The organism is Niastella vici, from assembly GCF_002077945.1.
Taxonomy (GTDB): domain Bacteria; phylum Bacteroidota; class Bacteroidia; order Chitinophagales; family Chitinophagaceae; genus Niastella; species Niastella vici.
This window is the reverse complement of record NZ_LVYD01000078.1, coordinates 1-23,403: the sequence shown is the minus strand read 5'-3', so window position 1 is coordinate 23,403 and position 23,403 is coordinate 1. Positions and strand designations below refer to the sequence as shown.

The 23,403-nt window shown below is 44.2% G+C and carries 20 protein-coding genes, 1 tRNA gene and 1 pseudogene; 14 read left to right on the top strand and 8 right to left on the bottom strand.

The window, feature by feature from the left end; genetic code table 11:
• Positions 1-107 precede the first annotated feature (107 nt).
• The 5 genes from A3860_RS32455 to A3860_RS32435 all read left to right on the top strand — a co-directional run bounded on the left by A3860_RS32455 (position 108) and on the right by A3860_RS32435 (position 9,101).
• Entirely contained in the window at positions 108-659 is a 552-nt protein-coding gene (locus A3860_RS32455; RefSeq protein ID WP_173820303.1) for a GNAT family N-acetyltransferase, read from the top strand.
• A 19-nt stretch (positions 660-678) separates the two neighbouring features.
• A complete protein-coding gene (locus A3860_RS32450) occupies positions 679-1,683 on the top strand; it encodes a FecR family protein (protein ID WP_081154684.1) in 1,005 nt (334 codons plus the stop codon).
• A gap of 45 nt (positions 1,684-1,728) precedes the next feature.
• Positions 1,729-4,776 carry a TonB-dependent receptor gene (locus A3860_RS32445; RefSeq protein WP_245843679.1) on the top strand — a complete coding sequence of 1,016 codons (3,048 nt, stop codon included), beginning with the start codon at positions 1,729-1,731 and terminating at the stop codon, positions 4,774-4,776.
• Positions 4,777-4,971: 195 nt separating this feature from the next.
• Positions 4,972-7,581 (top strand): MGH1-like glycoside hydrolase domain-containing protein, encoded by a 2,610-nt coding sequence (locus tag A3860_RS32440; protein WP_081154683.1) that lies wholly within the window; start codon positions 4,972-4,974, stop codon positions 7,579-7,581.
• A 59-nt stretch (positions 7,582-7,640) separates the two neighbouring features.
• A complete protein-coding gene (locus A3860_RS32435) occupies positions 7,641-9,101 on the top strand; it encodes a redoxin domain-containing protein (RefSeq protein ID WP_081154682.1) in 1,461 nt (486 codons plus the stop codon).
• 84 nt (positions 9,102-9,185) lie between these two features.
• Here A3860_RS32435 and A3860_RS32430 read toward each other — a convergent pair whose 3' ends face one another.
• Complete coding sequence (locus A3860_RS32430) at positions 9,186-10,334, bottom strand: ScyD/ScyE family protein (RefSeq protein WP_081154681.1); 1,149 nt, start codon at positions 10,332-10,334, stop codon at positions 9,186-9,188.
• A gap of 319 nt (positions 10,335-10,653) precedes the next feature.
• Here A3860_RS32430 and A3860_RS32425 point away from each other — a divergent pair, with 319 nt between their 5' ends.
• Positions 10,654-12,459, top strand: coding sequence for a hypothetical protein (locus tag A3860_RS32425; protein WP_081154709.1), 1,806 nt, complete (start codon positions 10,654-10,656; stop codon positions 12,457-12,459).
• Between the two features lie 24 nt (positions 12,460-12,483).
• Here A3860_RS32425 and A3860_RS32420 read toward each other — a convergent pair whose 3' ends face one another.
• The 4 genes from A3860_RS32420 to A3860_RS32405 all read right to left on the bottom strand — a co-directional run bounded on the left by A3860_RS32420 (position 12,484) and on the right by A3860_RS32405 (position 15,238).
• The gene (locus tag A3860_RS32420) at positions 12,484-13,341 is read right to left on the bottom strand and encodes an RNA polymerase sigma factor (protein ID WP_081154680.1); all 858 of its coding nucleotides are present in this window, start codon (positions 13,339-13,341) and stop codon (positions 12,484-12,486) included.
• A 66-nt stretch (positions 13,342-13,407) separates the two neighbouring features.
• Complete coding sequence (locus A3860_RS32415) at positions 13,408-14,211, bottom strand: SDR family NAD(P)-dependent oxidoreductase (RefSeq protein WP_081154679.1); 804 nt, start codon at positions 14,209-14,211, stop codon at positions 13,408-13,410.
• An 86-nt stretch (positions 14,212-14,297) separates the two neighbouring features.
• A complete protein-coding gene (locus tag A3860_RS32410; RefSeq protein WP_158085435.1) occupies positions 14,298-14,975 on the bottom strand; it encodes an SdpI family protein in 678 nt (225 codons plus the stop codon).
• On the bottom strand, positions 14,972-15,238 hold the full coding sequence (locus A3860_RS32405; RefSeq protein ID WP_081154677.1) for an autorepressor SdpR family transcription factor: 267 nt from the start codon (positions 15,236-15,238) through the stop codon (positions 14,972-14,974). The genes A3860_RS32410 and A3860_RS32405 overlap by 4 nt, the downstream gene beginning before the upstream one ends.
• Positions 15,239-15,405: 167 nt before the next feature.
• Between A3860_RS32405 and A3860_RS32400 the strand changes: the two genes are divergently transcribed.
• Together A3860_RS32400 and A3860_RS32395 are read left to right on the top strand one after the other, a co-directional pair.
• Positions 15,406-15,762, top strand: coding sequence for a DUF6717 family protein (locus A3860_RS32400; RefSeq protein ID WP_081154676.1), 357 nt, complete (start codon positions 15,406-15,408; stop codon positions 15,760-15,762).
• 20 nt (positions 15,763-15,782) lie between these two features.
• Positions 15,783-16,517 carry a hypothetical protein gene (locus A3860_RS32395; protein ID WP_143774380.1) on the top strand — a complete coding sequence of 245 codons (735 nt, stop codon included), beginning with the start codon at positions 15,783-15,785 and terminating at the stop codon, positions 16,515-16,517.
• A 30-nt stretch (positions 16,518-16,547) separates the two neighbouring features.
• Here the strand turns inward: A3860_RS32395 and A3860_RS32390 are convergent, their stop codons facing one another.
• A complete protein-coding gene (locus tag A3860_RS32390) occupies positions 16,548-17,348 on the bottom strand; it encodes an SGNH/GDSL hydrolase family protein (protein WP_245843678.1) in 801 nt (266 codons plus the stop codon).
• A gap of 143 nt (positions 17,349-17,491) precedes the next feature.
• Here A3860_RS32390 and A3860_RS32385 point away from each other — a divergent pair, with 143 nt between their 5' ends.
• Positions 17,492-17,818 (top strand): TM2 domain-containing protein, encoded by a 327-nt coding sequence (locus A3860_RS32385; protein ID WP_081154673.1) that lies wholly within the window; start codon positions 17,492-17,494, stop codon positions 17,816-17,818.
• Positions 17,819-17,925: 107 nt separating this feature from the next.
• Here the strand turns inward: A3860_RS32385 and A3860_RS32380 are convergent, their stop codons facing one another.
• Complete coding sequence (locus A3860_RS32380) at positions 17,926-18,240, bottom strand: hypothetical protein (protein WP_081154672.1); 315 nt, start codon at positions 18,238-18,240, stop codon at positions 17,926-17,928.
• A 94-nt stretch (positions 18,241-18,334) separates the two neighbouring features.
• Here A3860_RS32380 and A3860_RS32375 point away from each other — a divergent pair, with 94 nt between their 5' ends.
• From A3860_RS32375 to A3860_RS32360, 4 genes and pseudogenes are all read left to right on the top strand, one after another.
• Complete coding sequence (locus tag A3860_RS32375) at positions 18,335-19,195, top strand: ATP-grasp domain-containing protein (RefSeq protein WP_081154671.1); 861 nt, start codon at positions 18,335-18,337, stop codon at positions 19,193-19,195.
• Positions 19,196-19,245: 50 nt separating this feature from the next.
• Positions 19,246-19,551 carry a DUF6968 family protein gene (locus A3860_RS32370; protein WP_081154670.1) on the top strand — a complete coding sequence of 102 codons (306 nt, stop codon included), beginning with the start codon at positions 19,246-19,248 and terminating at the stop codon, positions 19,549-19,551.
• Between the two features lie 77 nt (positions 19,552-19,628).
• Positions 19,629-20,183, top strand: a complete 555-nt coding sequence (locus tag A3860_RS32365; RefSeq protein WP_081154669.1) for a dihydrofolate reductase family protein — start codon at positions 19,629-19,631, stop codon at positions 20,181-20,183.
• A 247-nt stretch (positions 20,184-20,430) separates the two neighbouring features.
• A pseudogene (locus A3860_RS32360) lies at positions 20,431-21,519 on the top strand (PEP/pyruvate-binding domain-containing protein).
• 45 nt (positions 21,520-21,564) lie between these two features.
• Here the strand turns inward: A3860_RS32360 and A3860_RS32350 are convergent.
• On the bottom strand, positions 21,565-22,059 hold the full coding sequence (locus A3860_RS32350) for an Lrp/AsnC family transcriptional regulator (RefSeq protein ID WP_081154666.1): 495 nt from the start codon (positions 22,057-22,059) through the stop codon (positions 21,565-21,567).
• Positions 22,060-23,297: 1,238 nt separating this feature from the next.
• On the opposite strand from A3860_RS32350, the gene A3860_RS32345 reads away from it, so the two are divergent.
• Positions 23,298-23,381, top strand: a tRNA-Leu gene (locus A3860_RS32345).
• Positions 23,382-23,403: the final 22 nt, after the last annotated feature.

Genomic DNA, 23,403 nt, shown 5'->3' with positions numbered 1-23,403 from the left:
GTAAGAAAAGTCTGGATGCCGCGCCTCGCTATTTGTTTTGAGTCTCGAATTTCGGGTACATCATACCTCATACTTCCTACTTCATATAGTCTCATTTCTGTAGAATCATGATAACGTACACAACGTCAAAAAACGATAAGGACCTTCAACAGATCCTGCAGCTGCAGAAACAAAACCTGGCAGCGGGGTTAACGGCAGAACAGATCGCCTCACAGGGATTTGTAACCGTAATGCATAGTTTTGAAGACCTGAAAAAAATGAATGATATTGAAGCGCATGTGATAGCGAAGGACGATGACCGGGTAATTGCCTATTTACTGGCAATGACAAACCAATCGCGGTTCGATATTCCTGTGCTGGTGGCCATGTTTGAAATGTTTGAAAAGATAAGCTATCAGCACAAAAAGATCGCTGATTACCGGTATATTGTGGTGGGGCAGGTTTGTGTGGCGGAAGGCTACCGTGGCAAAGGTGTTTTCGATACCTGTTATGCGGCCTACAGCCATAACTTCAAAAACAAATATGAGTTTGCCATTACCGAGATCGCTACCAGGAACCAGCGGTCGATAAGGGCCCATAAGCGGGTTGGTTTTGAAACCATACATGAGTATACAGCGCCAGATGGGGAGGAGTGGAGTATTGTGTTGTGGAAATGGTGACTAAAACAACGGATTGAAAATGGACAACTATTCAAAATATCAAACTGAGGATTTTCTTCAGGATGAATCATTTATCAATTGGGTGTTGGATCCGGAGGGGGAAGCTAACCAGGGGTGGACAAATTGGATGCATTCGGATCAGCCAAACAAAGCGATTGCCCAAAATGCCATTGAGCTCATTCGTTCCTTTGATTTTAAAAAGGAACCGGTAGTCGATGCATTTTATGTGAACCTGAAACAACGGATCGATAACACCATTGCCGGGGAACACCGCATTACCGAAAAGAAAAAGCCGGTTATTGGTTTCTGGCTGAAAGCAGCGGCGGTAGTGGCCGGCCTGGTGGTCAGCGCGCTGGTTTTGTATTATGTGAGAAAACCTTCCTATACGTTTATTTCCACACCGTATGCAGCTATTAAAACGGTATGGTTGCCTGATAGTTCGGCAGTAATGCTCAACGCCAATTCTTCCATTCGCTTCAACAACAGCCGTACGAGCGGCAAACGGGAAGTATGGGTTACGGGAGAAGCCTTTTTTAAAGTACGTCATATCGATATAGCCGGAAAAGCACAGCCCTTTGCTGTATATGCAGGGGATGCCGTGATAGAAGTGCTGGGGACCGAATTCAATGTAAAAAATGTCAATAACAGTACCAGCGTACTGTTGCAACAGGGAAAGGTACGGTTCAGTATACCGGCCAGTCATTCCCAAACGATCATGCAGCCCAACGATTATTGCCAGTATGATGCCGCACAGGGAAAAATAATTACCCGGGTGGCAAACCCGGCTTTCTTTACCGCCTGGATGGAACAAAAATACCGCTTCGAGAAAGCGGCGGTGCAGGAAGTGTGCGAAACGCTGAAGGAATATTTCGGGTACGAATTCATTATACGCAAACCCCAACTGGCCGCGCAGGCTGTTTCGGGTACGCTTGAGTTACAGAATGAACAAATGATGTTGCGTGTACTGAGCGAACTGTTGAATGCAAAAGTGTCAAAGCAGGGGAATCAGGTGGTTATAGAATAATTATACCCGGGATCCGTAACCAATTGTTGGAAACTGCATGCGATTATGAGAAAAAGCCTGTTTCATTATTGGCTTATTGCACTTGGTTTATCCCTATGCATGGTAAATGCCGTGCACGGGCAGCGAATTGTCTGTAATGACAAAAACGAAAAAGCGCATGTTCTCCCCATACAACCCGAAAACGGCCTTCCCTTAAAAGACGTCATTGCCGCACTGGAACGTAAATTCCGCCTCAGCATCCTGTACCGCGAACAATTGGTGCAGAACAAAAATGTGCAAACCGATACCCTCAATAACAACAATCCCGATAACGCCCTGCGCTCGCTGCTCGCACCGTTCGGACTGACCTTTAAAAAATTATCGCCCACCCAGATCATTATTTCCGAATCGCCCGACCGCGATGGAATGGTTGCCGGTAAAAAAGAGACCGGTAACAATAATGAACACAGCCTGTTGAAAGGAACCGTACGAAACGAACGGAACGAGCCGGTGCCCGGCGTTTCAATTGTGGTGATCGGTAATGCCAGGGGTACGGTCACCGATGCGCAGGGCAATTACCGCCTGCCGCTGCAGGATGGCATGCATAAGATCTATTTCAGCAGCGTTGGCTTTAACAGTTATGTGACCTCGGTAAAAATGCAACACGCCGAAACCGTAAAGAACGTAACGCTGAACAATGTGATGACCGATCTAAGCGGGGTGGTAGTGTCGGTGGGTAGCCGCGCCGCGCAACGTACTTTCACCAATACCTCGCTACCGGTTGATAATATCAATGGTTCCGATCTGCTCAGCACCGGTCAGCTGTCGCTCGACAGGGCCCTGCAATACCGCGCGCCTTCATTCAATACGGTGAATATGCCCGTGCATGATGCTACTTCCTTATCTGATCCTTATGAGATCAGGAATATGGGCCCCTGCCGCACATTGATCTTAATAAATGGAAAAAGAAAGAACCCGGGGTCGCTGGTGTATATTCAAACCTCGCCCGGCCGCGGTGAAACAGAGACCGATCTGTCGGCCATTCCCCTCGAAGCCATCAAACGGGTAGAGATCCTGCGCGACGGCGCTTCGGCGCAATACGGGTCAGATGCCATTGCGGGGGTGATGAACATCATTCTGAAAGACCGGTTTGAATATACCAGCTATAAAGCCAATACGGGGGTTACCAGTAAAGGCGATGGGTTCTCTATTGGCACCAGCATCAACAGCGGGGTGAATATTGGCGACCGGGGCTATGTGAACTATACCATCAATTTTCAAAAAGAGAACCGCACCAACCGGCCGGGTAAAGTAGATGCCGAACAGGAAAATATCGACCTCGGCGAAGGAACGGCCGATGGGCTGCAAAAAGTAAAAACATTCCTCGAACAGTTTCCCGATGCCCGCAATATAAATGGTACGCCGGCCACTACAGCCGCCCGCTTCCTGATGAATGCGGCTATTCCTGTCAATGATAACGGTTCCTTTTATGCGAACGCAGCCTATGTGTACAAGAATATTCAAAGCTATGCCAACTACCGCACGTCTTACTGGAAACAGGATCCCTATCATTTATTACACGATACAACATCAGCTTACCTGGGGTTCGGGCCTACTTTTGCCGGTGACCTCAACGATTACAACGCCACCCTGGGTTTTAAACGGGAGAACGGCGGTTGGAATACCGATGTAAGCGCCACGGTAGGCGGCAACCGGCAATTGTATACGGTCGATAATACCTGGAACCCTGCCATGGGCGCCAACAGCCCCACCACATTTCGTCCCGGTGGCTATGCCTTTCACCATGTGGTAGGGAACGTGGATGTTACACATGCCGTGAACGACAAATTAGCCATTGCGTTTGGTACTGAGTTTCGAAATGAAACGTTCATCATCATAGCAGGGGACAGGGCCTCCTACACCGGGATGGGCCCTATTTCATTTTCGGGCATTTCAAACATCAACGCCAATACAAGTAACCGCTTTAATGTGGGCGGTTATCTCGATCTGAGCTATGATCTTTCTCAATCGATGCTGCTCAATGCAACAGCCCGCCAGGAGTATTATAATGATTTTGGTGGCGCTTTTGTGTGGAAGGTCAGCGGGCGCAAAAAACTGTTGGGTGATATGCTTACCCTGCGTTCATCGGTATCAACCGGATTTCGCGCACCTGGTTTGCACCAGGTAAACCTGCAGATCGTACAACAGATCTTTTCACCGGGCATGGGGGTGCAATCGAAAGGTGTGGTCAGCAACAAGAGCATGCAGGCGCAGGTATTGGGCGTGCCGGCCCTGAAGCCGGAGCGGTCGGTGAACTTTACGGCCGGCTTTGGTTTGCGGCCATCACAACAGTTCAGCCTTACCCTCGATTATTACAATATCAATATCCGCGATCGAATTATTCTGAGCTCCGACATTACGCATACTGCTAACGGCAATACGAAACTCGATGAAGTATTAAGCGCCAATGGGATCATTGGCGTTAGTTTTTTTACCAATGGCATCAGCACCAATACCCAGGGGCTCGACCTGGTAGCGGCATTTAAAAATATCCGGGTAGGAACCACCGGCCGCCTTATGGTAAACCTGGCCGGCAATTATACCATTGCGAATAAATTGCTGGGCGTGGTATCGAACCCCAAACTGATCGATGATGCGGGCCAGGCGATCTTCGATTACATGCAGGAGGCGCTGCTGTTAACAAGCCGGCCGAAATGCAAAGGCATTCTGGGGGCCGACCTCACCCTGCATAAATGGAATTTCAATGTAAATAATACCTTGTTCGGTCCGGCCACTTTCCGCAGCGAAGGGTTAGATAAAAATATCAAGATGGTCTTTAAGACGAAAGTGGTCACCGATGCCAATATTGGCTACCAGTTCACGCCCTGGCTCAGCAGCACATTTACCATCAATAATGTGTTTAATATACTGCCCAAATATGTATTGAAACCTTTGAACGGCGAAGGCCGCAACCTGTTGAACGATCCCGATGCAGTAAAAAAGAACATCAACGCGGTTACCTTTAATGGCCGCTATGGGATCGCTACCTATGATGGATCGCACTTCAGCCAGTCAGGAACAATATTTTTGTTTACATTGAATTGTAAGTTGTAGTAGGTGTAAGAAGTAAGAGGTATGAAGTAGGAAGTAAGAATTTCCCGAAATTCGAGACTCGAAACAAATAGCGAGGCTGAACATTCAGACTCTTCTTACTTCCTATCTCCTACATCCTACTTCGTTTCCCTACCTTCTAAAATGTAACAATTATTTTGAGCGCTCCTTTTGTAACTTGCAGCAACAAACTCTTAAATGAACGCAGAACAACAACGATTACAACAACCCAGCTGGAAAAGATGGGGTTCCTATGTATCTGACCGGCAATGGGGAACGGTGCGCGAAGATTACAGCGCCAATGGCGATGCCTGGAATTATACTTCGCACGATATGGCGCGCAGTAAAGCCTGGCGTTGGGGCGAGGAAGGAATTGCCGGCATCAGCGATGATAAACAGTTGTTGTGTTTTGCACTGGCATTATGGAATAAACGGGATAACATCGTAAAAGAGCGCCTGTTTGGGTTGAACAACAAACAGGGCAATCATGGAGAGGATGTAAAAGAGCTCTACTATTACCTCGATGCAACGCCTACCCATTCGTATATGAAAATGCTGTATAAGTATCCGCAGCAGGCGTTTCCTTACGAATGGCTGATACAGGAAAATGCCCGCCGTACCCGGCAGCAACCGGAATTCGAGCTCATGGATACCGGTATCTTTAACGAGGATAAATATTTTGATGTCTTTACTGAATATGCCAAGGCCGGCACCGATGATATCCTGATCAAAATAACCATTCACAACCGCGGCCATGAAGATGCCAGTTTGCACGTATTGCCCACCGTTTGGTTCCGCAATACCTGGAGCTGGGGCCGCCATGATTACAAGCCCTCTTTGTACAAAACCGGCGATCATTCAATCCGCATTGAACATGAGAAGCTGGAAGTATCTTCTTTGTACTTCGAAGGAAACGGTACGATGCTGTTCTGCGAGAACGAGACGAATATGCACCGGCTGTACAACTATGATGCAAAGGAGCTGTATCCCAAAGATGGCATTGTTGATCATCTTATTCATGGTAAAAAAACGGTGAATCCGGGTATGATGGGCACCAGGGCGGCTATTGATTATGAGCTTACGATTCCGGCCGGCGGTTCGCATACCATTCGCCTGCGGTTAAGTAATCAGCAACCTTTCGACGCCTTTGACGGTTTCGACGCTTTGTTCAATCAACGCGTAGCAGAGGCCGATGCTTTTTATAATGAATTGCAACAGGGTATAACGAATGACGATGAGCGGTTGATACACCGGCAGGCAATTGCCGGTATGTTGTGGAACAAGCAATTCTATTCGTATAAAGTACAGCAATGGCTCGATGGCGATCCTGCTTCGCCACCACCGCCACAAGAGCGCTGGAAAGGCCGCAATAACGACTGGAAACAACTCAATAACGAACACATTATTTCGGTTCCCGATAAATGGGAGTTTCCATGGTATGCAGCCTGGGACCTCGGTTTTCATTGTGTTACCATTGGTATGGTTGATCCTGATTTTGCGAAACAGCAATTGCAACTGCTCACCGAAGAATGGTTTATGCATCCCTCGGGTATGTTGCCGGCCTATGAGTGGTCGCTGGGCGATGCCAACCCACCCATACATGCGGGCGCGGTGTTCAGGATCTTCCGGCTCGATGCAAAGGCAAAAGGCGTGAAAGATTATGTTTTCCTGGAATCGATCTTTCACAAGCTGTTGATCAACTTTACCTGGTGGGTGAACCGCAAAGACACGGAAGGGAACAATATTTTTGAAGGCGGTTTCCTGGGGCTGGATAATATCGGCGTATTTGACCGTAGTGCGCCCCTGCCCGCGGGGGTTCAAATGGAACAGGCCGATGCTACCAGCTGGATGGCCATGTATGCCCTGAACATGCTGCATATTTCGCTGGAGCTGGCTACTTACAATAAGGCCTATACGGGGATGGCCACCAAATTCTTTGAACACTTTTTATATATCGCCGGGGCTATGGCCAGTATGGGTAAGAACAATACCGGTTTGTGGGACGAGGAAGATGAATTCTTTTACGACCAGGTGCGTGCGGAAAATTGCCAGATCGTGAAACTGAAAGTAAAAAGCATGGTGGGCCTCATTCCGCTGTTTGCGGTAGAAGTGATCACCAAAGAAACACTGGATAATAATCCCGTGTTTGCCGAACGCATGAACTGGTTCCTGCGTCACCGGCCCGATCTGGCGCTGCTGGTATCGCGCTGGTACGAGGAAGGCAAACAGGATAACCACCTGCTGGGACTGCTGGGTGGCCACCGTGTAAAAAGATTGCTGAGCCATATGCTCGATGAAACGCAATTTCTGAGCGATTACGGCGTGCGGTCCTTATCAAGAGAGTATGCACAGCGTCCTTATACCGTTCGTATTGATGGTACTTCTATGAGTGTGCCTTATGTGCCGGGTGATAGTGATAGCGACATGTACGGTGGTAACTCTAACTGGCGCGGACCGGTTTGGATGCCCATGAACTTCCTGATCATTGAAAGTTTGCGCAAATACCATTTTTATTACAGCGATGATTTTAAAATAGAATATCCCACCGCCTCAGGGAATTTTGTAACCCTGAAGCAGGCAGGCACTTCCATCGCAGGCCGCCTTATCAATATCTTCCTGCGAAATGAACAGGGCAAACGGCCGGTGTTTGGGAGTAATGAAAAAATGCAGACCGATCCGCATTTCCGCGATTATATCCTTTTCCACGAATATTTTCATGGCGACGATGGCAGGGGGCTGGGCGCTTCGCACCAAACTGGTTGGACGGGCCTGGTTGCCAATTTAATTGTGATGAAGAATAACCCTTAAACGGGGTGTTAGGCGTCTTTACATGGTACAATCATGTATAGAACCTACAAATTGATGGAATGACAAAAAAAATATGGGTTGCCGTATCGGCAATGGCCCTGTCGTGCACCGGATTGCAGGCACAGTCACAGGCGGCAAAGGATACCATGGAACAATACTATTACCGGCTGGCTTCTTCAAAGGTGACCGCCGATAAGGACCTGGTAACCGGTAAAATGTACGGCCTGTTGCAAAGCAAAAAAGAAAATGACTGGATGGTGGCCCAGCAGGTATTTACAGTGCTTAAAAAGAAAGCCACGGCCGATTCTGTAGAAGCCATCATCAAGACGCGTTTTCCGGGTGGCATTTATTTCCGGCGCGAAGAATTGCAAACTATTTATAATGCCACCACCCCTGCAGAAAAAGAAGTAACCTATAAAAAATGGTTAAAGAAATATCCTGTTAAAAAGTTTGAAGGCAGCAGGATCTTATATGATTATGCCGCCAATAATGTAGCAAGGGCTTTTGCTGCTGACAGGAATGTGAAAAAGGCCTTATACTATGCCAACCAGGGACAAACGCCAGCCTGGAACGGCGAGGCCTGGGCCGGGGTGGCCATGGACCTCGAAAAGAACGGTTTCATAGAGGAAGCTGCCCGGTTGTATAAAAAAGCATTGGAAAATTCGCTGGCTTTTAAAACCACCCGCACCAATGAAGAAGGCGCCCGGTTTGCAGCGCAGGGCTACCGGGGTTATTGTAACTCCTATGCACGTATGTTATTGCTGCAGAAAAAGCCCGACAGCGCCCTGGTGTATATTCAGAAAGCTTATGCAGAAGGTAAAGCGTCCCCTTCGATCAATCAAAACTATGTTGATATTCTGATGACGCTGGGCCGTGATAAAGAAGCTTATGAAAAAGCCGATGAAATAGTACAGGCCGGCACTGCCGAGGCAAAACTGAAAGGCGTACATAAGAGCCTCTATGAAAAGCTGAACCCGGGCGGTAAGCCGTATGAGCAATACATGAAGGAAGTGGAAGCGGAGTTTACCAAAAAGGTCATTGCCAATTTGAAGAACACCATTATCAACAAGCCATCACCGGCATTTGTATTGAAAGATGTGAATGGAAATACAGTTAATTCAGAAAGCCTGAAAGGAAAAGTGGTAGTACTTGATTTCTGGGCTACCTGGTGTGGACCCTGCAAGCGTTCATTCCCTGCTATGCAAATGGCCGTGAATAAGTTTAAAGACAATCCCAATGTACAATTCCTTTTTATACATACCTGGGAGCGGGGAGAGGAGGATGCTACTGCTGCAGCTAAAAAATACGTTGACGATAACAAATATCCTTTCCAGGTGCTGATGGACCTGAAAGATGAGAATGGCAGCAATAAAGTAGTGGAGAGCTTTGGTATTACCGGTATTCCTTCCAAATTTATTATCGATAAGAACGGTAATATCCGGTTCACGGTGACCGGTTTTTCCGGTGGTAATGAAGCGGCGGTGGCAGAGTTGAGTGCGATGATCGATATGATAATGTAATCTTTCGATAAATAAACTAAACCCCGGAAGTATTGTGATGGTCACAGCCTCCCGGGGTTTTTTGTTTGTCATAAAATTTATAATTTAATGCGTAAGCGTTATTTTAAGTATCTGGCCGCCGCCAATGGCTGTTGGGCCAAAGCCCCAGTTAGAAACATACAGGTTGCCATCGGGGCCCATGGTCATACCGGTAGGCAATGAAAGCCCTGAGGCAATAATGGTAGTATTGCCAGCAGGGTCAATTTGCAGCACCCTGCCCATGCCCGGTGTAGGGAAGGGAGCACCCACCGTCATCTCCAGCACATACATTCTGTCGCGATCATCAAATACCAGTCCCAGAACAGTATTCAATCCTTCTGCTACTACTTTTATTTGTCCTGATGGGGTGATCTTGTAGAGCTTTGATTCGTTACCGGGAATAGGGAAAGTATCTAAATTCCCCATATAGAAATTGCCTTTGTAAGCCAATGCAGTGGGAACAATATGTCCCTGGCTGGCTGAGATGTCGATCACCCGGCTGATATCGCCACCTGTGGTAACTTTTACCAGCTCGCCATGGTTGGGTTCCAGGGCATACAGATCGCCGCGTACAGCCACCATACTATACCAGGTGCCATCCGGTTCAAAATCATCTTCTTCAGGTTGGGCCACGGGATGCGATTGCTGCCAGGCGCTGAGATTGGCTACCCACGTCCAGCTGCCGTTTGCGTTGACTTTTATTATTCCATTGGGAATGTTGGGAACGCCATGCGAGCAACCTGCACCGGCGAGTAATGCATATAGCTGGTTTCCGATAAATTCAACGTCGGCCACACCTGAAACAAAACTGCCTAAATTTACAGAAGTGGCGCTTGAAGGAAGATTATCGGTTATAGTGGTACGTATGCCTGCTGCATTTACTTTCGAGATCCTTCCACTTACAGGGCTGCCGACATAAGGACCTACAGGGAATGGTGCCTGGGTACATTGACCAACTGTTGAATTTGTTCCACCTACGCCTCCTTCTGCTACGTAGAGATTGCCATCGGGCCCGAATTTCAATCCACGCGGGTTATTAAAACCCGTTGCAAAGACCGACACGGTGCCCTGTATAACAGTAGACGATCTTGCATTCAGCAGGGTCACCCGTTCGTTTAAGTCAGGTTGGTCGGTTGTTTTCAATCCCTTCTGACAGGAATACATAGCAAGAAAGGCTGGAATGCCAATAGCGATCAGCCTCGTAGAACATTTCATAATTACCTCCTTTGTGTTGAATAAATAAATCAATACAACATTGCGTGAATACAACGAGGTTCTGCAAAGGAATGTCAGACTAATACATGTGAGGAGAAGGTGATTAATACGTATATGCGGGGAGCGGTATTAAAAACTGAAATGCCTGGCGTTTTCGAAAGGAACATCCAAGCTACTCAATTTTTGAGGGATTGCCAAAAATGTTGCCGGAACAAAGTTGGCGTCTCAATATTGTTGCTTCGTGAACCTGTTCAAAAATATAGAAAGATATGATTGTAATCAGTTTTAGTGCCACTGGCGTCGGATACTTTTGCCTTTCATGCAATATCAGTCACCACACACATTTCACGTCCCGGTAATGGGATTGGCGTACACTATTGATAGCCCCATAAAAGTTGCCCGGTTTGGGATCAACTCTGTTATTTCCATTATTGAAGACCGGCTGGTTGAAATGATGCGTAAGCATTATTATGCCACCATTGGTGAAACCTATGAACCCATTTCAACATCGGAAGAGGATTACAGAGCTAAACGAATTACTGATTACCTGAACCTGGTAAACAGGATCGTTCAAAACCAGGTGTCAAAAGTAAAGGCGGCTGCTTTTGAAGCCGGAACGGAGATCGTCAAATATTTTGAAATGCTTCCGGCCGACAGTAAACTAAGGCAGTTGTATGTTCAAATGACTAAGACGGATGATCGGGAGGAAAAAAAGAAGATGCAGGAGTATTTAAGAACGCAGGTAAGAGCAGGCCGTATTGACGTAAATATCATGACCAAGGTAGATAAGGAAAATCATAATAAAGGCGGGGAATTATTAAAAGACGGGTCAGATGCCGTGTCGGCGTTGCGCGGGTATGCAAATAGCGATCTTGGTAATTCAGCTGTTGTGTTTTCAGCAGGATTGAACCCCAGGCTTTTCAATTACCTGGAAAATTGCAGCGCATTTGATATTGGTGAAGATGGAACGTTTGCAAAAAGGGTGATTGTAAAAGTGAGTGATTATCGTTCAGCTTTGATACAGGGAAAATACCTGGCAAAAAAAGGAATATGGGTAAGTGAATTCAGAATAGAATCGGGCCTCAACTGCGGTGGTCATGCATTTGCAACGGAAGGTTTTCTGCTGGGGCCAATTTTGGAAGAATTTAAATTAAAGAAACAGGAATTGACCGATACGATCTTTGCTATTTATAATGCTTCGGTAGAAAAAAGAAGGGGTTCTGAAATTACCAATGTGCCACCCCTGACCCTTTCGGCGCAGGGTGGAATAGGCACATTTGAGGAAGACCGTTTTTTACATCAGTATTACGGCATTGAAAGCACTGGCTGGGGAACGCCGTTTTTGCTGGTGCCCGAGGCAACAACCGTTGATGCTGCTACACTTGAGCTGCTCTGTGCTGCCGGAAAGAACGATGTGGTATTAAGCGGCAGTTCTCCCCTGGGCGTTCGGTTCTATTATCTTAAAGGCACCAGCGGTGAAAAGGAAAGGGCAGCGCGTATAAATAAAGGAAAACCAGGCAGCCCCTGCACTGAAAAGCATTTGTCGTTTAACAACGAGTTTACCGAAGAACCAATTTGTACGGCATCACATAAGTACCAGCAACTAAAGATTGAACAGTTGCAATTGCTCAACCTGTCAAACGATGAGTATCAGCAACAGGTTATGCAGGTAACAGAAAAGGAATGTTTATGTATTGGCTTAAGCAATGCGGCTGCTATTGCTTACGATCAGCCATTTGTTAAAAAATTGAATGCGGTCACCATTTGCCCGGGGCCTAACATCGTTAATTTCTCAAAGGTGGTTTCATTGCAAACAATGGTTGACCATATTTATGGAAGGGAAAATATCATTGCAGGCAACAGCCGGCCGCATATGTTCATAGCAGAACTTCGTTTGTATATTAAATACCTTGAAGAACAATTGCTACATGACAGCAGGGCAAATGGCCTGCTGAAAAACAAAAAGTATTATAGTGCCTATTATAAAAATTGCAGGGACGGCATTGCATATTACCGCCAACTGCCTGCAATAGCCGGTTCAGGCAAGGCTGCATTTCATCAGGACCTGGTAGAAGCGGAACGGAGCCTGGATGAATTAGCTTTTGCTTATAATATTACGGAGTAGGAGGTGGGCATTCATTTGCGCGGATTACCCGGCGTTACCCCGGTTCCGCTCAAAGAAATCCTTCTTTTCACCAATTGCCGTTCTTACACAGTTCATAATTGATTCGTGTAAATCGGTGCCCGATGCGTGCAGGGGGTCAATAGCCTTTACCAGTAATGTTCTCAAGGTAAAAAGTTCTTCCCGGTTATATTTTTTGGATGCCTTTACCAGTTCCAGCTTCATCAGTTCTTCCTGCTGGTCCTGTTTGGGATTGAAGATCTCGTTTATATGGCTGCATTGATGGCAAACGCCATGCTGGTTTATCAGCGCGCACCGGTGTTCAAAAATATCTGTCATGATATTTCTGGCATCGTTCAGCAGGTGCTTTATTACACCTTCCGTTTTTTCAAGGATCTCACAAATTTCCTTTACCTGAAAATCGTAGATATTCTTTAAGATCAGCGCTACCTGGTTTTCTATGGGCAACGTTTTTGAAATGCAGGTGAAACAGAAGTCGATATGCTCTTTCATTTCGTACGTCCCCGCCGGTGAGGTGTCGTGCGCTATCCAGAAGGCCCGCCTTACTTCTTCCGAACCTATGGCCAGGTCTGCCCCCCGGTCCTGGGCATCGGCCTGCCATCTTTTCAATTTTCTTAAATGATCATACGCCAGGTTGGTGGCTATTTTGAATACCCAGGTTTTCAGCTCAGCATCCTGGTTAAAGGTCGATATTTTGGAAAATGCTCTGATAAAGGTATCATGCGTGATGTCGTCTACGTCGTTTCTGTCGGTAAGTAACCGGTACAGGTATGATTTCAACTGGCTTTGAAATTCGGCAAACAGGGTTTGAAATGCATTGATATCACCGGCCAGGGCGCCTTTAAGAAGTTCTTCTCTTTCCATTCTTTCAATTCATTAATAAAAAATGCTGTTGCGGCCTTCGCCTGGAAGACCGCAACAGCTAAATTATTATAACACATTCAATTTACCGCAATCCACATCCACAATATGACTGTTGAATGCAACACCAGCCTCGGAGGCAATAAAGGCTGCCGTTTCACCAATATGCTTCAGGGTTGGGCTGGTCTTTAGTATATCGAAGGCCTTGTATTGGGCAACCAGCTGCTCTACGGGTATGCCGTACTGTTTTGCTGCGGAATCGATCCATCCCGAGATGCGCCTGGTTTCCATTATGGCGCCGCTGCAAATACAGGTCACCTTTATGCCCTCACCGCCCCATTCGGCAGCCATTACGCGGGTCATTCCTTCAACGGCGGCACTGGCAGCCGAGAAGCCCGACAAATTGGGGATCTTTGACCGGGATGCCGCTGCTGTTAAATGAATGATAGTACCTGCAGATTTGGATTGTATCATGTATTTAGCCGCTACCCGCGAAGTAAGGAATTGAGAACCCACTATCTTTTTCATCGGTGCCATAAATTGTTCAAAGGTGGCCTCCGTTGCGGCCGGCCGGCCGCCCATCTCGCTATAGTCCACCGCGATGCCATTAAATACTATATCCAGTTTACCATTGTCTGCGACTACTTTTTTTAAGAAGTTGTCGATTTGGGTTTCATTCAACGCGTCTACTTTGGCAGCTTCTGCGCACCCGCCATTGGTTGTAAGGTCCTGAGCCAGTGCTTTTACAGCATCGAGGTTACGGGCTGTAACATATACTTTTGCCCCGTGTTGCGAAAATGAGCGGACCACTGCTCCGGCGATCTCACCAGAGGCGGCAAATACGACGGCTACTTTGTCTTTTAGATTTTCCATTTTGTAGGTATTTATCTATGGACGAATAAGCCGGGCAAAACGGTCGGTTTTTCTAAAAAAACAGGTATAGTTTCATAAATGGTTGATCACGAATTATTTCCGGAATGTTTCCGGAAATAAATATACGAATACACAACAGGGATCAGGGCCATTGTTGCTATGATGGCAAAAAGGGCTGACTCTACCAAAGCCGGGGTCAGCAGGAATGTAACGATGACGATCAGGATACCACCGGCGAAAAAGACCTTTCCACCCAGCCGGTGCGTGGCTTTCCAGTTGTCTTCGTGCTCAAGGGCCCAGGGCGTGCGGATGCCGACGAAATAATTGGGTCTGATGCTAAGCATTCTGTTTCCCAGGAAGGCAAGGAACAAGCCCAGGATAGCGGGTAAAAACCTGCTGAAAGCAAAATGACCATCCTGTGAGGCAGCGATCGTAATGCTATTCAAAGCAGCTATAAGGATCACCAACACTATGGATATCATTTGGAAGGTATTCCTTGAAAGGCTGGCCTTTTTTTTAGGATCGATGCGGGTGATATTGGTAAGTAACAGGTAAATACCAACCGCAATGGCGCTGGTTAAAGCGAGGATCTTCCAAAGGTTGTGTTTGGCGGTATATGCATCTGGTATACCTTCCCCGTTAAAATGTTTGGGCACCAGTGAGGGTAGGGATGGGTAGATCCGGGATAGATAGATAAATGGGATTGCCAGGATGCCCAGTACGATGACAGGGCGAACGATGTTCCTGAAGTTTATAGTTGTCATTTTTTCTTTTTTTTCCTGAATTGCATAAGCCATGTTAGGATCTCATCCATTACGGTCGTATTCAGGGAGTAATAAATGAATTGTCCTTCTTTGACGGATTGTACCAGGTCTGCCTGCCGCAGCAGGTCAAGATGGTGGGAAATGCTGGGTTTGGAGATGTTAAATTGATCAGCAATCTCCCCGGCCGTTAGGTCACGGTCCTTCAGCAGTTGAAGTATTTCCCGCCGCGTTGGGTCATTGAGGGCTTTAAATATAGTGTTCATTCCTCATGTTTAGATATTTATATATTTAGACAAATATAAAAATACTTTTGAAAATAAAAAAATGGTTAACATTCGCCCACCGCAGCAGCCATTGGAAACATATGCCCAATAGCGATAGTTGTTATTTTATGAGGGATTTATTAGATTTGGTGTTATAACTGCTGCTTATGAAAGAATACAGGTTTATAAAGATCGGGCAGTTCTGGTTCATCGACCTGCCGGAATATATAGAACAGGGAGGAAGCGCCGGTGATCTGCAAATGGTTGATGGGGCCGATACGATGTTGGATGTGATGGCAGAAAATGGTGATTCTGTATCCCTGACCATCTCAACCGAACCATTTGAAGGCGCCGATGAGCTGGTGTTAACCGAAAAATGCGAGCCCGAAATTGGCGGTGGCTATTATTTGATGAAAACATACAAAGGGCAGGCGATCAACCAGCGCATGTGGTTATGCCAGGTGACCGAATTTGTTTTTGGCGACCTTCCTGAGCATATTTTTGTGCGGCAGGAGGGGGAATAATGTTTTTTAAAAAGACGATCGTGCATTTATCAAACGAAATACAAAGACGGCTTGATAAGTTAAATTCCAATGTGAAGTTAGCTTCAACAATTGACGGAACATTTCCCGGCAGGTATTCTTTTTATGGTAAGCCAGGTAGAAGTTTCAGAACTGAGTTTGCTTTTACTGAAAATGACTTTTCAATTGTGCTTTTTGAGCGAACAGAGAAGCAAAACTATGAGAACTGTTTTGCAAGAGGATTATTTACCGACCTTGAACGGCTTGCAGTTGTTATAGATCTATGGGTTGACAAACAAAAAAACATTTCAGCCATCAAAAGCGAATTTGATGAACTCGAATTGTATTCAGACTTTGAGCATAAAAACCCAAATGCCGATATTGATAAGGCCTGGACAAAGGTTAAGAATATGTTCTTTAATAATACAAGGTTTTGGAAATGGGCAGAATGGAATGAAAGATATTTAGAGATGCTAAATAAAGCTAAACGGCATAAAGCTTTTGAATGTTATTTTCCATTCACAAGTCATTATTGGCTAAGGTTCAGCATAGACAAAGACATAAAAGAAACCTGGAAGCTTGGCACTTATATCGTTCCGGTAATGTATAGTGATGAGGTGCCTGCATCACTTGGTAAGTTTTATGTTTCATACAATGATACCGGAGAGGGTGGGCGGTTTTTTGAGACAGTTATAGAAGCGCTTGACTTCTATGCGGACAAATTGAAAGAAATAAAGCCTGTCAGATGGGTATTTTGACATGACAGTTAAGGATATCTTTCTTTACCATCATTCCGAAACTCCAATCTCCCTCAACGTTTTTATTATCTTTTCTGCAATGATCTCATTTCCTTTATCGGATGGATGTAAGCCGTCATAAGTAATATTTACAGCAGTGGAAGGGTAGGGGTATTCATCGTTTGCGGGGTCAAATGGTATTTTGGTGAATTTGGGGTAATGATAATTTTTATATTTACCCGTGTGGGGATTTTTTAAACGTTTGAAGTTAACCAGGTACTTCAGTTTAAGCCGCGGATCGTGATAGAGGTCGACAACTGGTATATTTTCCATTTTCCCAATAGTGATCACTGCGTTGGCAAACGCTTCCAGTGATTGCCCGTTTTTAGTTTTATAGGAACCATATGCGTTATTAGTGGCATTGAATAAATAAACAAAATCATTCCGCTGCATAGGCGTTATGAGTATTATTTTCGCCTCCTGGTTTAATTGGCGTATTTTATCGATGATAATCCTGAATGACCCGAATAAAGAACCAGTACCTGTATTATTTTTATAATCATCGACGCTCCCTACAGGCCGGCCGGCCCACCAGTCGTTTGTGCCCAGGAATATTGAATAGATCTCTGCTTTCACCAGGCCCAGTTGCTCGATCTTGCCGGCTATATCGCTCGACTTCCAGCCGTTATGTCCCTGATTGATATAATGTAAGTCGGGCAATGCAGCAACTACATCGCTTAAATACCCTTTGGTAACACGATTCCCTGTTTCGTTGGGGTGATCGTTCAGGTAAGTGATAGAGTCACCAATAGCTACCCATACAATTTCCTTTTGAGTAAAGGAAGCAAGCAACCCTGGCCCAATTATTAAGAAGGCTGAAATACAGATTTTGGCTATGAATGTTTTTACCGGCATAATTGGCTAAGATAAAAAAGACTTCCTTTTACTTTATAGAAATTTATCCTTATCATGTGTAAAATATTAAACCCCTTACTATGTTTTGTTCAAATTGCGGAACCCAAATTGATGACAAAGCCGTTGTATGTGTTAAATGCGGCGTACCTACACACAATTTTTCACAAACAGCTGCAAGAGCACATAATGCCGTCGCTGCTGAAGGATATGACTGGCTGACAACCCTGCTGCTTTGCTTTTTTGTAGGTGGACTGGGAATTCATAGCTTCTATACTAAAAAGACTGGTATTGGCATTGCCCAGTTATTTACCCTGGGAGGTTGTGGTATTTGGGCGTTGGTAGACTTAATTATGATCATTACAGAAAATTTTAAAGATGGGCAGGGCAGACCCCTCGTCAGGAAATAAACTGTTTTTTTTCTTTAATGTGCTGCCTTTAAATGCATGAATCTGCCAAAAGTTCCTGTCGTAACGCGGCAGGAACTTTTGGCTTATATAGCTTTCGAAGCCCCTCTTTAATGTTCTGTCAACTGTTCTTCAAACAGGTCAAATTGTGTAAGCCCTTCAGTAGTGTCAATATCCCACGGCTTTGAAGTGTCAAGGGTAACTATTGTTTTTCCTGCTGCGTTTTTCCGCTCACTTACAATTTCATAGGCAATTACCCCATCTTGTGGATACTCGCTGTTGGCGTCCAGATTTTTTTGGGTAACAACCAGGACTTTCTCCTGAACGATATGTTCTTTATTCATAACGTCATAAAACCTGCACTCCACAAAACCTGGTTGATGGCCGCTGATAAATTGTACGATTTGTATTTTGATTGCTTTCAAGCTTCGCTTTTTGTATAGTTGACAAATATAGAACTTGTCAAATTGTTCAGAATCAATATTAGTTCTTAAATTCAACTATAAAGTCCCCCTTATAATGGTGCATTCAGGAGAAATATTGAGAACGCTTATTGAAATAAATGGAACAGTTTGTGTTGCATATCACAAAACAAATTTTGACATATATGATTTTGATTTCAGACAGTATTTTGAAACAAAACCAGTTATAACCAACACAACACTCCCTGTCGTTCTTAGAATAGGGGCAATTTCAGCATATGAAAATTTGGCTAATGCACTAATGGAACTCGATTTGCGTTTAGTTAATTCAGTCAGGCAACATTCCATGGCCTCCTTATTACCTAATTGGTATCCTAAAATAAAAGAATTTACAGCAAGAAGTGTTTGGTATGATACGCTACCCACGGCAGAAGCAATCCTGGCAGAATTTACATTTCCTGTTTTCATAAAAGGCGAACGGCAAACAAACAGGCATAATCAAGCCATGAGTATTGCTAATAACCTGGCTGAATTAGAAAATATTCTAAATTATTGGAAGCAGGATAACGTTCTTGGTTGGCAACGTTTGATCTGCCGGGATTTTATAAAACTGGAAAAGATAGCAGAACGTGTCGGTGACAAAATTCAACCATCAAAAGAATTTAGAATATTCCTTTGGAAAAATAGAGCCGTTGGAGTTGGGCACTATTGGACGGAATTTGAAAAAGTTGAACTGACTGTTAACGAAAGATCACACATTATTAAATTGGCAGAAGAAATTTCAAAAATGGTCGATGTTCCATTTTTGGTGGTTGATATGGCAAAAAAGGAAGATGGAGATTGGATAGTTATTGAATTGAACGACGCCCAGGAAAGTGGTTATGCCGGCGTGAATAAATTACAACTTTGGCAAAGAATAGTTGATATAGAGGATGGAAAGGATAACGTGAAACCCTGACTATTAATCAGCGTTTTTTCTGTATTCACCTTTATTAATTCAAATAAATTATGCGTATCTACATTGCTGAAAGAACATTATACTTGAAAAATACAGATGAAGAGGTAAAAGAAGTGAATTTACGTATTGGGCAACCCTATCAAAAAGAAGATGGTTCCTGGGCCTGCCCAATTCAGTTAAAAGGTTTGTTTGAGGATCTGTCAGATGTTAACGGGGACGATTCTTTTCAGGCATTAATGCTGGCTCAAAATTTAGCCAGAACGCTCTTGAACGCATTAGCTGAAAAAGGCTGGACGGTGTATAGTTACGCAGATAAGGAAGCAGATGTAGATACGCTTTTTCAGGTAGGCGTTTAAAAAATGACTTATGCCTACGTTGATCGAATACTGCCTTTGAAAAAAAGAAGATTGATAATTGATTTAAAACAAATAGTATGAGAAAAGTAATTGCAGCAATCAATATGACATTGGATGGGTTTTGTGATCATACAGCAGTAGTTGCAGATGATGAAATTCATCAACATTACAATGAGCTGTTAAAAAGTGCAGACGCCGTTATATACGGAAGAATAACATACCAGCTTATGGAATATTGGCCAACTGTAGTAGAAAATCCTACTGGTAACAAATCAATTGATGAATTTGCAGAAACAATAGACAATATTTCCAAAATTGTTTTTTCGCACACACTGAAAAATGTAACGTGGAAAAATACGCGGGTGGCAAAGGGCAGCCTTAAAGAAGAAGTGCTGGCACTCAGGCAACAACCAGGAAAAGATATTTTAGTTGGCAGCCCGAGTTTAATTGTAGCATCATTGAATCTTGGTTTAGTTGATGAATTCCAGCTCTGTATTCACCCGGTTATAGCGGGAAGCGGCCTGCCATTATTAAAAAACATAGACAATAGAATTAACCTTAACCTTAAGCTTTTAAGGACGAAAACCTTTGGTAGTGGCGCCATAACTCTTTATTATGAGCCCACAAGATAATGACAACTAAAGCGAGACAGGCAACAAAAGGGGCTCATGTGCCAGGTGCTTACCTGCTCTTTTCTTTTTGACCAGGGCAGGGGAAGAAAAGTTTTTTTTGTTGTGAAAGTGCCTTTAAGCACCGTAAAAGATTTCAATTTCATTTTTTAATGGGAGTTTTTAGTTTTTTTTACTGCAAAAATGAAATGTATTGGTCGCAATAGCTATTTTTTAAAATTTTGCATTCAAATAAGATTGCAAAAGCTATATGAATAAGAGTAACGTATTGCTGCTAAACCAGGTGGGTATACAGGATACTGACCTGGTGGGTGAAAAAAATGCCTTATTAGGTGAAATACTTCAACAGATAACAAAAACAGGGATCAAAATACCGCCGGGTTTTGTGATTACTGTAAACGCTTATAATTCCTTCATTAGCTATAATGCATTGGGTTCGGTGATCAGCAGTATCCTCAGCGAAATTGATCTTGCCAATTCCGGATCATTTCAAAGGGCTGCACAAAAAATAAGAGGCCTTATCAGCAATGCAAGCTTCCTGCCTGAATTATCACAGGAAATTATTGAAACATATTTTGAGTTATCTGAGGCCTTTGGCCAGGATGCAACCGACGTGGCCGTTCGCTCTTCTGCTGTTGCCGAAGGACTGACATATGCCAGTTTTGCACGCCAGCACGAAGCGTATTTAAATGTTGTTGGTCCGGCTGCCTTGCTCGATGCCATTCGAAATTGTTTTGCTTCTCTTTTTACCGGCAGGGCCATGTTGTACAGGCAAAACGCCGGTATCGACCATCTGAAGGCCGGCCTTTCAGTTTGTGTTCAAAAGATGGTGCGAAGCGACCTGGGCGCCAGCGGTGTGGCCTTTTCCCTGAATACAGAAAGCGGGTATAAAGAAGCGCTCGTTATTAATGGCTCGTACGGGCTGGGCGAATTGATTGTGCATGGAGGTGTATTGCCAGATGCATATATAATTAGTAAATCAGCCTTAAAAGCAGGATCGCCCCTGCCCATTGAAAAATGAATGGGTGTAAAAGATAAAATAATGGTGTATGGAGAGAATGCCAGTGAAAGAGTGAAAGTTATTCCTATTGAGAAAGAGTTGCAGGCCCGTTTTTGTTTGGATGATACCATAGTGCTGCAATTAGCCAGCCTGGTAATTAAGATCGAAGAGTACTATAGCAGTATATTGGAAAAATATACACCAATGGATATTGAATGGGCCATCGATGGTTTAAGCAAAGAATTATTTATAGTGCAGGCAAGGCCCGGAATAAGTCATTCAGAAAAGAACAGCAACAAAATAGTAAGTACAGAAAATATGGTTGCTTCAGGTCTTTAGGTTTCACATGTAACAATTAGTATAATTCACAAAAAGGGTTTGTATTTACTTACCCTTTTCTTTTTGAATATTCAACGTAAGCGGATAGGCTGTTTCTGCCTTGCCTTCCGAGAGCACGAAATGGGATTGTACCGAACCGATGTTGGCCAGTTTGGCCAGTTTGTCCATTAGGAAGTTGTTATATTCATTCATATCACGGATGGCTATTTTTAAAAGGAAATCTGTTCGCCCGGTAAGCCGGTGGCATTCCATTACTTCGCGCATTTTTGTAACGGCCTTTTCAAAAGAACGAAGGGCGTCCTGGGAATGTTCTCTCAATTGAATGCTGGTAAAGGCGATCAGGCTTTTTTCGATCTTGTCTTTATCGAGAATGGCCACGTAGCGCTTAATATAGCCGGCCTCTTCCAGTTTACGGATGCGAACCGATACCGGAGTAACTGTTAACCCCAGTTTATCGGCCATTTCCTTGGTAGTAGTGCGGGCATCATGTTGCAACAGGTCGAGAATGCGAATGTCAATGTCGTCAAGTTCTGTGATCATAATAGTTTTTTTTATTGTGAAAGCAGTTAATAGTAACTCGAAAGCATTTAAACCACTACAAAGAAACTAAAAAATAGTTTTTTATACCATAAAAATTAAATCTATTGGTTGTAATAACTATTTTTTAAACTTTTGCATTTAAATAAGACTACAAAAACTATATGAGAATGCCATTACGGTAGTTTTTTCAGCACCCTCTGCCGCGCTTTGTCAAAAATGGCAACTGGCAACAGAAGGGGAGTGCACGCATATGGATCTGCATGCCTGGGATAACAAAAGAAAAGGTAGATGAATTTCTTACTGAGATGTTGGAAGAAAGTAAACTGAAAATAGCAATAGCAAGTTTGTCATAGGGTTATAAATTTTAAGTGTTCTCTTATTGGTTGCTTAGTTTGAAATGAGAGCCGGGGTTTGTTTTTACTTACCCCTCTTTTTGTTTTCATACCGTCTACCAGTATTTGTAATTACCCTGGCTCATTATGGATCATCCCTCAGTCAAAATGAGTTATCTTTCAATCGTTATAGTATATCACTAAGTCATTATGCCGTACCGGTGACACACTAAGGGTCGTCCGTAGTATTGAATGAATCATCCGTAACTCAGGATGGGTCTTCCATAGGTAATTATGTGTCATCTCTCGCCAACTTTTGGATATAGGTTGGCCACATATTGTCTGAAGTTGAATACTTATGTCCCATCTTGATCGACATATGGACCAAGGTGGCTCAGGGATGCTCTTTAATTAGCCACTTATGTTGAAAAGTTAGAAGGGGATGCTATAAAGTTGCTTACGGATGTGTCATAATGAGTCACTTTGCTGCATATAAAGAAATTTATGTCTTGTGTTGACAACTTTAGCCCCAATCTTTGCAAGGTGGCCATAGTTATTTAATAGTTGAAACCAGATATTGCCAAAATGCTGAACTATAGTTGAATGCCGCCAACTGCCGGGGTACCCCTGCCATACGCGGCGTATTTAACGCTCATTTTACAAGCGTATGCAGCTCCTTTGTATCTTTGTGGCAAGATCACCAAAGAATTACCTATGTGGCAAAAGGTTTGGAATTTTATCAGGAAGGTCTTCCTACCCAAAAAGAGTTGTTGTAAATAAAAGATTGACAATTATTTAAAATAATCTGCCTGTATTTTGGACAGGAATTTTCAATGTCGTAATATTGCCTCCCGATTTTGAAAGGCTTGTAATTGAGGTTTAATTCATTAATTATAAGCTATTTAGGCCCAGATGGCGGAACTGGTAGACGCGTCAGACTCAAAATCTGGTTCTCGCAAGGGAGTGCAGGTTCGATTCCTGTTCTGGGCACACGAAAAGAAAAAGCCTCAAG